The organism is Carnobacterium divergens (genome assembly GCF_900258435.1).
GTDB classification, from domain to species: domain Bacteria; phylum Bacillota; class Bacilli; order Lactobacillales; family Carnobacteriaceae; genus Carnobacterium; species Carnobacterium divergens_A.
The window spans coordinates 13,218-25,272 of the sequence record NZ_LT992558.1 but is presented as its reverse complement, the minus strand read 5'-3'; the positions used below and the strand labels follow the sequence as shown (position 1 = coordinate 25,272).

Sequence of the window (12,055 nt, the reverse complement as noted above, 5' to 3'; positions counted from 1 at the left end):
AAGTTATTATGGGAGAAATCCTTGTTGTTGGTTTAGGCCCAGGAGATATAGAGCAGTTGCCTTTTGGCGTCTATCAACTATTAAAAGCAGATTACCCTGTTTATTTACGAACAAAATTACATCCAGTTGTTGCGAATTTAGAAGAAGAAAATCTTCAATTCACCTCCTTTGATGAGATTTATGAAGCAAACGACCAATTTGAAAATGTCTATGAAACCATTGTCGAAAAATTAATTGATAGTGCGCAAAAAACAGAAAAACCAATTGTCTATGCCGTACCAGGCCATCCAATGGTCGCTGAAAAATCAGTTCAATTATTGCTAGCAAACACAAAAGGCATCCAAGTGACAATTAAAGGCGGAAAAAGCTTCTTAGACGATTTCTTTCAAGCAGTGAAGATAGATCCAGTTGAAGGCTTTCAATTATTAGACGCACTAGCTTTAAGACAAGATGAGGTTCAAATGAGTCAACACGTTATTATCATGCAAGTGTTTAATGAATTTATCGCAAGTGATGTGAAATTGACCTTAATGGAAATCTATCCAGACGATCATCAAGTGGCACTCGTTCATTCAGCAGGAAGTAAAGAGGAACAAATTGACTGGTTGCCTTTATACGAAATCGATCGAATGGAAGGCGTCCATAATTTAACGTCCCTTTACGTTCCTCCGTTAGCATTAGACGAGCGGGTTGCTTCATTTGCTACCTTGCAAACCTATATGGATGCTATTACAGGAGAAAATGGCGACATTTGGATTCAAGAACAAACCCATGAGACCTTGATTCCTTATTTAAAAGAGGAAACCGCAGAATTAATTCAAGCCATTGAAAATGAAGATACAGAAAACACCATTGAAGAATTAGGCGACGTCTTAATGCAAGTCTTGTATCACACAGGATTTGGCGAAAGAGAAGGCTACTTCACATTAGAAGATGTCCTCACAACACTGAACAAAAAATTGCGCAGAAGACACCCCCATGTTTTTGATGGCGTGGAAATCAATACAATCGAAGAATTAGATAAACTTTGGCAAAAAATAAAAGCAGAAGAAAAGAGGGAACAACCATGAGACTAGATAAATTTTTAAAAGTATCGCGCATTATCAAGCGTCGTACAGTAGCAAAAGAAGTAGCAGATAAAGGTAGAATTCAAGTTAATGGACTTGCAGCAAAATCATCAACAGATGTAAAAATTGGCGATGAATTAAGCATTGCTTTTGGCAATAAAACACTAGTTGTAAAAATTGACCGAATTATCGAAACGACTAAAAAAGACGAAGCGAAAAATATGTACACAATTATTAGCGAAACTTACAAAGCTGATACTCCTGATGGAGCGGACTCTTAATAGACAAAGCTGTGACTTTCTTGTACTATTAAAGAGACGAGTGAAACGAAGCTAACAACTTTATCCAAGTGCAAAAGACTCTTAGTTTTTTCAAATCGAGGAGTGGGAAAATGAAGAAACGCAATCACCAACCAAGCAATGTCGAAAACTTGAAAAATGAGTATACCCAAGAAAAAAACCTTCAAAACCACCGTGAAAAGAAACAAAAACGACAGATGCGAAGAAGAATCTTTCTTATTAGTTTAATTGGAGCGATTATCATCGTGGGGCTTTCGATTACAATTTTAGTCAACCGTCAAGAAGTTGCAAAAATGAATCGAGAAAAAGTGCAAGCAGAAAAAAATTTGAAAAAAGTTCAAGCCGAACAACGTTTATTAAACAACCAAATCAATCAATTGAAAGATGATGACTTTGTTACTAAGCTTGCTCGTAGCAAGTATTATCTATCAAAAGACGGTGAGATTATCTTTAGCTTACCAGAAGATAACGCAGCCAAGATATTGGAAGAGACGAAAAAGAAATCAGAAGAAACTGAAAAAAATAAATCTAGTGAAGAAAAAAAGGATAATAAGCAAGAAAACAGCTCTAACTAAGAGTTTTAAGTGTATTAGTGATTAAATATTTACAAATTTAACAAAATTTGAGTAAATAGTCTTTTGAAGTAGCCAAGTAGCGTGCTATAATGAGCTTACAAGTTTTAAGGAGGAACATATTTTTTATGTCAATTGAAGTAGGAAGTAAAATTTCAGGAAAAGTATCAGGTATTACAAATTTTGGTGCATTTATTGATTTAGGTGAAGGTAAAACAGGTCTTGTTCACATTAGTGAAGTATCTGATACCTTTATTAAAGACATTAAAGATGTTTTAAAAGTAGGAGATGACGTAACGGTTAAAGTAATGTCTATCGGAGACGACGGCAAAATTGGTCTTTCAATTCGTCGTGCAGTAGACAAACCTGAATCAGCAGCTCCAGCAAGACGTGAGTCAAGCTATCAAGGACGTCGTGAAGGTGGCGGCGGAAGAGACAGCGGTGGCGGACGTAGCAGTGGTGGTTATCAAAACCAAAGAAATGACCGTAACAATCGCAACGCAGTTCCTAAAAAAGAAGATTTTGATTCATTGATGACTTCATTTTTAAAAGATAGTGACGATCGTTTAACTTCATTAAAACGCAATACTGAAGGAAAACGAGGCGGACGAGGCGGACGTCGTAACTAAAATAGATGATAAGGATAAGGAAACTTATCCTTTTTTATGTTTATTCAAAAAAGAAGGATCCTGAAGGGAGCCATGCAGATGCTCGAAAGCAATTTTTTAAGTGAATGTTACAAACAAACCTTTTGGAAAAAAAACGATCGACTTTTGCTGGCTGTGTCAACAGGGGTAGACTCGATGGTATTGCTAGATTTAATTATGAAATTGCCACTAAAAGTAAAACCGTGGTTTGCAGTAGCCCACGTCAATCATCAGCTACGAAACGAATCTCAAAATGAAGCCGCTTTTCTAGAAGCTTTTTGTTTAGACAACGGGATTCCTTATTTTTCAACAAAATGGGAAAAATTTGAGCAACCAAAAACAGGAACTGAAGCCGCTGCCAGAGCTTTTCGTTATGAGTTTTTTAAAAAAACAATGACTGAAGAAAAAATCAGCCATTTAGTAACAGCTCATCATGGAGACGATCAAGCAGAAACGATTTTAATGCGTTTAGTGAGAGGTGGACATCTTGAAAGCATTGCAGGAATTCAGGCAGAGCGAGAGTTTTCCCATAAAAAGCTCGTTCGTCCGTTACTTGCTTTTACAAAAGGTCAACTTCTTGAATATAGCAAAAACCATCAAGTATTCTACTTTGAGGATAAAACAAACCTTGACGATGGCTACACAAGAAATCGATACCGTAACCATATTCTGCCATTGTTGAAGAAGGAAAATCCGCAAGTGATTCAACATTTTAATGATTTTTCAAATGACTTACAAGAAATACTTGAGATTGCGCAACTACAAATAATGACAAGCTATCAAAAAGTGGTTAAACAAGAAAGCAAAGGAACTTGGAAACTAACCATTTCCGATTTTCAACAGTATCCTTCTAGTTTAAGAAAACAAATTTTAAATCATTTCTTACAAGAATTATTGAAGCAAACCACCTTTACCTTTCAAAGAAGCCATCTAGCAAAAGTACTTGAATTACTAGAAAGTCAACAACCAAATGGGGAGCTTCATTTTTCAAATCAATGGTACGGCATTAAAAGCTACGATTCATTTTACGTAACAAACGAAAAAATAATCAGTAAATCCAGTTTTTATTCAACCGAATTGCCATTGAATTCCTGGGTTGACCTACCAAACGGTGAGCGCGTTGGTTTTTTTAAAACAACAGATTACAAAGAAAAAGAAACACCCAATCAATTGGTGATCTATCTTAATCCAGCTTCGCTAGAATTACCGCTAACCATCCGACACCGATTGCCTGGCGATAAAATGAGCTTAAAAGGAAAGAGCAAAGGACACAAAAAACTTAAAGATATTTTAATAGATCAAAAAATCCCGCTAGAACAGCGTAATCAAGCATATTTGATCGCCGATAATCAAAAAAAAATTATTTGGTTGATAGAATATAAGGAATCCCAATTGTCTATTGCTAAAGAAACTGATAAAATACAATACATACTCGTTTACGATAAAAATGAGGGTATTGAAAAGGAGAAAACGATAAATGCAAAATGATATTGAACGTATCCTCTTCTCAAGAGAAGAATTGGCTACTAAAACCGTAGAACTAGGAAAACAGTTAACAGAGGAATATCAAGGTAAGAATCCGCTTGTAGTAGGTGTTCTTAAAGGCGCAACTTTCTTTATGTCAGATGTTGTCAAAGAAATTGATACCTATTTAGAAATGGACTTCATGGATGTTTCAAGTTATGGAAATGATATTGTTTCCTCAGGAGAAGTAAAAATCATTAAAGACTTAGATACCAATGTAACTGGACGTGACATCTTGATTGTTGAAGATATTATCGACAGCGGCAGAACGTTAGCTTACTTAGTTGACTTATTTAAGTATCGTCAAGCCAAATCAGTTAAAATTGTGACGCTTTTAGACAAACCAGAAGGACGCGTTGTGGATATTACAGCGGACTATGTTGGCTTCTTAGTACCAAATGAATTTGTCGTAGGCTATGGCTTGGACTATGCAGAACGTTATCGTAATCTACCTTATATTGGAATTTTAAAACCTGAGATTTACCAAGAGAAATAAATGGTCAATGAAGGTCAAATATGTTATGATAGTCTAGAATTGAAACAATACTATAAAAAGTAAAATTAACCATACAACATGAGACAGACTCATGTGTAGAAGGAGGGCGAATATGAAGAAGAATGGACTCTTTAAAAGTGGCGTCTTCTATGCAATTGTTTTCTTAGGAATCATTGGAATTGTAACTTGGGCAACTGGTGGATCAACTGGCGAACAAAGTAACAAGCTTTCAGGAAGTGACTTCGTAACTCAATTGAAAGACGGCAAAATAGCAAAATTTAACATCCAACCAAGTGGTGGGGTTTATAACATCACTGGGGAATACCGTGACGAACAAAAAGTGAAAGACAGCTCTTCTGGACTAAAAATCTTTGGTTCAACAGACGCTAAGAGCAAGAACTTTACAACAACAGTCTTACAAAATGACTCGATCGTTAGTGAAATTAACGGTATTGCTCAAGATAAAAAAGTAACGATGACACCATTAGAAGAGGATACTCCAGGAATCTGGTTAACTCTATTAATGACAATGGCGCCAATCATTATTTTGATTTTCTTCTTCTATCTAATGATGGGACAAGGCGGTCAAGGTGGACAAGGCGGCGGACGTGGCGTGATGAGCTTTGGCAAATCAAAAGCTAAAGAAGCTGACAGCAAAGCCAACAAAATTCGTTTTTCAGATGTAGCAGGAGCTGAGGAAGAAAAACAAGAATTAGTTGAAGTAGTTGAATTCCTTAAAGACCCAAGACGTTTTGTTGCTTTAGGAGCTAGAATTCCAGCAGGTGTTCTATTAGAAGGACCTCCCGGAACTGGTAAAACGTTACTAGCAAAAGCCGTAGCAGGTGAAGCTGGCGTTCCTTTCTACTCAATCTCAGGTTCAGATTTCGTTGAGATGTTTGTAGGGGTCGGTGCAAGCCGCGTACGTGATTTATTTGAAACAGCGAAGAAAAATGCTCCAGCAATCATCTTTATCGATGAAATCGATGCAGTTGGTCGTCAACGTGGTGCAGGTATGGGTGGCGGACACGACGAACGTGAACAAACCCTAAACCAATTATTAGTTGAAATGGATGGATTTACAGGAAATGAAGGCATCATTATCATTGCTGCAACCAACCGTTCAGACGTATTAGATCCAGCCTTACTTCGTCCAGGTCGTTTTGACCGTCAAATCTTAGTAGGCCGTCCAGATGTTAAAGGACGTGAAGCAATTCTTAAAGTCCACGCTAAAAACAAACCTTTAGCAGATGACGTAGATTTAAAAGTAGTAGCACAACAAACGCCAGGCTTTGCAGGTGCGGATTTAGAAAACCTATTAAATGAGTCTGCATTAGTTGCAGCTCGTCGAAATAAAACTAAAATTGACGCGCTAGATGTCGATGAAGCACAAGACCGCGTAATTGCAGGTCCAGCTAAAAAAGACCGCGTTATCAGTAAAAAAGAACGTGAAATGGTTGCGTACCATGAATCAGGACATACCATCGTTGGTATGGTACTAAGTGACGCACGCGTTGTTCACAAAGTAACCATCGTACCTCGTGGCCGTGCTGGCGGATATGCCATTATGCTTCCAAAAGAAGATCGTTTCTTAATGACTAAAACAGAAATGTTTGAACAAATTGTTGGATTACTTGGTGGACGTACAGCGGAAGAAATGGTCTTCGGCGTTCAATCGACTGGCGCAAGTAACGACTTTGAACAAGCAACAGGCTTAGCTCGCAGCATGGTAACTGAATACGGAATGAGTGATCGTTTAGGTCCTGTTCAATATGAAGGAAACCACCAAGTCTTTGTTGGTCGTGACTACGGTCAAACAAAAGCTTATTCAGAACAAGTTGCATATGAAATCGATGAAGAAGTACGCAAACTGTTAAATGACGCTCACTTGGAAGCTCGTCGTATCTTAGAAGAACATAAAGCACAACACAAATTGATTGCTGAAAAACTTCTAGAATTAGAAACATTAGACGAACGCACAATCAAGAGTCTATTTGAAACAGGCGAAATGCCACTAGCAAAAGGTCAAGAAAACCCTGAATTTCCAAGTGAAAAAGGTGCAACCTTTGAAGAGGCAAAAAAGGCGTTAGAAGCTAAAGAAGCTGAAAAAATGAAACAAGAAGAAGCTGAACTAGCGGAACGTAAGCAAGAACTTCATGAAGAAGAAGTGGAAGAACATGTTGAAGCCAAAGAAGCTTCTGATGAAGTGAAAGCAGAACAAAAAGAAAAAACAGAGGAAGAAGCTAAGTCTGAATACGACGACAACAACTTCTCAGATCGTTACAAATAAAAATTAAATCGTTCAAAAAGAGGATACAACATTTGTTGTGTCCTTCTTTTATCAAAATATGAGGTGAAACAGAATGTCAGATTATTTATTAAAAAGTGTGTGTTACGAGGGGCAAATTAGAGCTTACGCACTTTGTGCAACAGAAACCGTTAGTGAAGCTCAAAAAAGACATGATACATGGAGCGCATCATCTGCTGCATTAGGAAGAACGATGGTTGGTGCACTGTTGTTAGGTGCAACTTTAAAAGGTGACGACAAAATGACTGTCAAAGTGGATGGAGACGGCCCAGTTGGGCACATCGTTGTAGACAGTAATGGCCGAGGTGAAGTAAAAGGCTATATCGCTAATCCAAGTGTGAGTTTACCTCCTAACGCTGCAGGGAAAATCGATGTTCGCGGTGCAGTCGGAACTCAAGGGACGCTAACAGTAACAAAAGACTTAGGTTTAAAAGAAGCCTTTTCTGGACAAGTTCCGCTAGTTAGTGGCGAACTAGGCGAAGATTTCACCTACTACATGGCTAATTCAGAGCAAGTACCTTCAGCAATTGGGTTAAGTGTTTTAGTAGACACAGACGATTCCATTAAAGCCGCAGGAGGCTTTATGATTCAAGTAATGCCAGGAGCAACAGATGAAACGCTTCTTGCAATTGAAAAAAATATTGCTGAAATTCCGTTGGTATCAAAATTAATGGATGCAGGAGAACAACCAGAAGAAATATTAGATCGTCTATTAGGTAAAGAAAATGTGAAAGTTCTTGAAAAAATGCCAGTCAGTTTCAAATGTGATTGTTCAAAAGAACGCTTTTCAACAGCGATTATTGCATTAGGAGAACACGAAATCACTGAAATGATTGAGGAAGATCATGGCGCTGAAGCAAGCTGTCATTTTTGTGGCAATCACTACCATTATTCAGAAACAGATTTGATAGAATTACGAGCAGAAGCCGTAGCTAAATAAAAAAATCAAAGCCGTTTTCTTTTGTAAATAAGAGGAAACGGCTTTTGCATTTCACTTGACAAAAGTAAGTAAGATTTCTAAAATAAAGCTAACGTTCCAAGTTGAACAAATAGAGGAGGAAACAACATGGTAAGAATGGTTTCATCAGTAACAGAATTAATCGGAGAAACCCCAATCGTTAAGCTAAATCAAGTTGTTCCAGCAGAAGCTGCAGATGTTTATGTGAAACTAGAATTTTTTAACGCTGGAAGTAGCGTAAAAGATCGAATTGCATTGAATATGATTGAAGTTGCAGAAGAAGAGGGTGTTTTAAAACCCGGAGACACAATCGTTGAACCTACAAGTGGAAATACGGGTGTTGGTCTAGCGATGGTAGCAGCAGCAAAAGGTTATCCTGCGATTTTAGTTATGCCAGATACTATGAGTATTGAACGTCGCAAATTATTAAGAGCATATGGAGCAACTCTGATCTTAACACCAGGATCAGAAGGAATGAAAGGCGCAATTGCCAAAGCGACTGAATTAGCAGCACAACCTAATTATTTTATGCCAATGCAATTTGACAACTTAGCGAATCCAGCAGTTCATGAAGTAACAACAGGACCTGAAATTTTAGAAGCATTTGACGGAAAAGGCCCAGACGCGTTTGTTGCAGGCGTTGGAACGGGTGGAACTCTTACTGGAGTGGGTCATGTTTTAAAACAAGCAAATCCAGCGACCTTGATTTACGCTGTTGAACCAGCAGAATCACCTGTTTTAGCAGGAGGTTCACCAAACCCTCATAAAATCCAAGGAATTGGAGCGGGTTTTGTACCTGGTGTCTTAGATACGAAAATTTATGATGGAATTTTAGAAGTAACAAGTGAAGATGCGTTAGGAATGGCAAGAGAAGTTGCCACTAAAGAAGGAATACTTGTTGGAATTTCATCAGGAGCAGCAATTAAAGCAGCAATTGAAGTTGCTAAAAAGTTAGGAAAAGGAAAATCCGTTTTAGCGATAGTACCTGACAATGGTGAACGCTATTTATCAACAGCACTTTACCCAGCAGTAGAAGGCGAATAAGTCAAAACTTCCAATGAGCATCATTGGAAGTTTTTTTAATTTACAAACAAGACAGTTTTACTTGTTTGTGAATTATGCTATGATACCTCTAGTAAATTTAAACCAACAATCCAATTGTTACCTATATAGAGAAAAGAGGAAATAAACCATGTGGAAAATAGGAGACGTTGAAATACCCAATCGTGTTGTAGTTGCCCCAATGGCTGGAATTAGCAATGCAGCTTTCCGAGTTACTGTAAAAGAATTTGGTGCAGGCTTAGTTGTTTGTGAAATGATCAGTGATAAAGGAATCCAAACCCGCAATAAAAAAACCTTAGAAATGCTGCACATTGAAGAAAATGAGTACCCATTAAGCGTTCAGATTTTTGGTGGCGATAAAGATACACTAGTGGAAGCTGCAAAATTTGTTGAGGCAAATACCCAAGCAGCCATTATCGATATTAATATGGGCTGCCCAGTAAACAAAATCATCAAAGCAGAAGCTGGCGCAAAATGGTTGTTGGATCCTAACAAAGTCTATGAAATGGTTGCGGCCGTTGCAGATGCCGTTCAATTGCCAGTAACCGTAAAAATGCGAATTGGTTGGGATTTGGATCATGTATTCGCTGTTGAAAATGCCTTAGCAGCAGAACGAGCAGGAGCAGGGGCCGTAGCAATGCACGGTCGGACAAGAGTCCAAATGTATGAAGGACAAGCAGACTGGAATGTTTTAAAAGAAGTCAAACAAGCATTAACCATTCCGTTCATGGGCAATGGAGACGTCAAAACTCCAATGGACGCTAAGCGTATGTTAGATGAGGTTGGTGCAGATGGCGTAATGATTGGACGCGCTGCGCTAGGAAATCCTTGGATGATTTATCAAACCAAACATTACTTGGAAACAGGAATTCTGCTACCTGAACCACCAGCAAGAGAAAAAATTGCTACAGCCAAGCTTCACTTAGAACGATTAGTTGATTTAAAAGGCGAAACCATTGCCACTAGAGAATTCCGTCAGCATGCTGCTTACTATTTAAAAGGGATTTCACGTGCAGCAAAAACTAAACTAGCAGTGAATCAAGCAACTCGACAAGAAGAAATGGTAAGTATACTCGATGCATTTGTAGAAGCGACAGAAGAACGAGAATTGAACACAGTGAAATAAAAACGTAAGGAAATTAAAGATAAAAACTTTAATTCCCTTGCTTTTTTTCAATTATATTGGCATTATAAAGAGTAAAGATGGAAGAAACAAAACGAAACAGAAACGGAGTGCAAAAAATGAGCCACGAAACTAACAATCAAGAAGAATTAAATGACCAATTACAAGTGCGTCGTGAAAAATTGGCCGATTTATACGCAAAAGACATCGATCCATTTGGCAGTCGCTTTGAAAGAACACATCTATCAAGCGAATTACATGAAGCTTATGATGCTGATACTAAAGAAGAATTAGCAGCCAAGGAAGAAACAGCAACTGTTGCTGGAAGAATCATGACTAAGCGTGGAAAAGGTAAGGTTGGCTTTGCTCATTTACAAGACCGTAAAGGCCAAATTCAAATTTATGTTCGAAAAGACACTGTTGGTGAGGAAGACTATGAAATCTTTAAAAACGCAGACTTAGGCGATTTTATCGGTGTAACAGGAATCATCATGAAAACAGATACTGGAGAAGTAACGATTAAGCCTACTTCATTGGTTCAACTATCAAAAGCACTACGTCCATTACCAGATAAATATCATGGTTTAACAAATGTAGAACAACGCTACCGTCAACGTTACTTAGATTTGATTAGTAACAAAGAAAGTTTTGATCGTTTTACAAAACGTAGCCAAATCATTAAAGAAGTTCGTAATTATTTAAATGAACAAGATTACTTGGAAGTAGAAACGCCAACTTTACACAATTTAGCAGGTGGAGCAGCAGCGCGTCCATTTATTACGCATCATAATGCATTGGACATGGAATTGTATTTACGTATTGCCTTAGAGTTGCACTTGAAACGCTTAATTGTTGGAGGAATGGAAAAAGTCTACGAAATCGGTCGAGTATTCCGCAACGAAGGTGTCGATACAACGCACAACCCAGAATTTACAATGTTAGAAGTATATACAGCATACACAGACTATCAAGACGTAATGGATTTAACAGAAGGAATCATTCGTACAGCAGCTGAGCGAGTATTAGGAACAGCTAAAATCACTTATGGTGGCGTAGATGTTGATTTAGAAACAACTTGGAAACGTCAACACATGCTAGATGCTATTAAAGAAATATCCGGAGTTGACTTCTGGCCAGTAATGACAGATGAAGAAGCACGCCAACTAGCAAAAGACAATAATGTAGCTATTACAGAAAACATGCAATATGGTCATGTTGTAAATGAATTCTTTGAAACTTTTGTAGAAGAAAAATTGATTCAACCGACATTCATCTATGGACATCCAGTAGAAATTTCGCCATTAGCGAAGAAAAATCCTGAAGATGGACGCTTCACAGATCGATTCGAACTCTTTATTGTCGGAAATGAATATGCAAATGCATTTACAGAATTAAATGATCCGATTGATCAAAGAGAGCGTTTTGAATCACAAATGCAAGAACGGGCAGAAGGAAATGACGAAGCACATCAATTAGATGAAGACTTCTTAGAAGCTCTTGAATATGGAATGCCGCCAACAGGTGGATTAGGAATCGGAATTGACCGCTTAGTAATGTTGCTAACAGATGCTCAAGCGATTCGTGACGTATTGTTATTTCCAACGATGCGCAATAATTAATAGTGAAAAAAGAGAGTCTATAAGCTGTAGACTCTCTTTTTATTGTTTATTAAACCAAAAGTGGATATTATACATTTTTAACAATGAAGTACGATAGAGGTGAATTTGATTTTAAAGTTCGTTTATTCCGAAGTGAAAGCGTGTGATTTCCGATTTAAAAAAATATTGTTAACAAATGTAAAAATAAATAAAAAAAAGCAAAAAAAGAGTTGACCAACCTTGATATACCTGTTATATTTATACATGTCGCTAGGACGTAACAACAACTTAGCGAAAAAGAAAATTAAAAAAGTTGTTGACACGAACTTCTAAACGTGCTAATATATAGAAGTTGTCAAAACAACAACGAAACAACTTAGACCTTTGAAAACTGAACAAAGTAA

General features: G+C 37.7%; 11 protein-coding genes. All 11 read left to right on the top strand.

Annotated elements, in window-relative coordinates; genetic code table 11:
- Positions 1-8 precede the first annotated feature (8 nt).
- Positions 9-1,070: a MazG nucleotide pyrophosphohydrolase domain-containing protein gene (locus CDIMF43_RS00690; protein ID WP_109840911.1), complete on the top strand. Its 1,062-nt coding sequence runs from the start codon at positions 9-11 to the stop codon at positions 1,068-1,070.
- Positions 1,067-1,348 carry an RNA-binding S4 domain-containing protein gene (locus CDIMF43_RS00685; RefSeq protein WP_034573265.1) on the top strand — a complete coding sequence of 94 codons (282 nt, stop codon included), beginning with the start codon at positions 1,067-1,069 and terminating at the stop codon, positions 1,346-1,348. Before CDIMF43_RS00690 ends, CDIMF43_RS00685 begins: the two co-directional genes overlap by 4 nt.
- Before the next feature lie 110 nt (positions 1,349-1,458).
- On the top strand, positions 1,459-1,941 hold the full coding sequence (locus CDIMF43_RS00680; RefSeq protein ID WP_074403419.1) for an FtsB family cell division protein: 483 nt from the start codon (positions 1,459-1,461) through the stop codon (positions 1,939-1,941).
- Positions 1,942-2,066: 125 nt separating this feature from the next.
- Positions 2,067-2,567: a S1 domain-containing RNA-binding protein gene (locus CDIMF43_RS00675; protein ID WP_034573269.1), complete on the top strand. Its 501-nt coding sequence runs from the start codon at positions 2,067-2,069 to the stop codon at positions 2,565-2,567.
- A 78-nt stretch (positions 2,568-2,645) separates the two neighbouring features.
- On the top strand, positions 2,646-4,073 hold the full coding sequence (tilS, locus tag CDIMF43_RS00670) for a tRNA lysidine(34) synthetase TilS (RefSeq protein WP_167554790.1): 1,428 nt from the start codon (positions 2,646-2,648) through the stop codon (positions 4,071-4,073).
- Positions 4,063-4,605, top strand: coding sequence for a hypoxanthine phosphoribosyltransferase (gene hpt, locus CDIMF43_RS00665; protein ID WP_034573274.1), 543 nt, complete (start codon positions 4,063-4,065; stop codon positions 4,603-4,605). The genes tilS and hpt overlap by 11 nt, the downstream gene beginning before the upstream one ends.
- 112 nt (positions 4,606-4,717) lie before the next feature.
- Entirely contained in the window at positions 4,718-6,892 is a 2,175-nt protein-coding gene (ftsH, locus tag CDIMF43_RS00660; protein WP_109840909.1) for an ATP-dependent zinc metalloprotease FtsH, read from the top strand.
- Between the two features lie 73 nt (positions 6,893-6,965).
- Entirely contained in the window at positions 6,966-7,850 is an 885-nt protein-coding gene (hslO, locus tag CDIMF43_RS00655; protein ID WP_109840908.1) for an Hsp33 family molecular chaperone HslO, read from the top strand.
- Positions 7,851-7,976: 126 nt separating this feature from the next.
- Positions 7,977-8,912, top strand: a complete 936-nt coding sequence (cysK, locus tag CDIMF43_RS00650; RefSeq protein ID WP_109840907.1) for a cysteine synthase A — start codon at positions 7,977-7,979, stop codon at positions 8,910-8,912.
- 148 nt (positions 8,913-9,060) lie between these two features.
- Positions 9,061-10,056 (top strand): tRNA dihydrouridine synthase DusB, encoded by a 996-nt coding sequence (gene dusB, locus CDIMF43_RS00645; protein ID WP_074403414.1) that lies wholly within the window; start codon positions 9,061-9,063, stop codon positions 10,054-10,056.
- Positions 10,057-10,172: 116 nt separating this feature from the next.
- Complete coding sequence (lysS, locus tag CDIMF43_RS00640; RefSeq protein ID WP_109842306.1) at positions 10,173-11,672, top strand: lysine--tRNA ligase; 1,500 nt, start codon at positions 10,173-10,175, stop codon at positions 11,670-11,672.
- Positions 11,673-12,055: the final 383 nt, after the last annotated feature.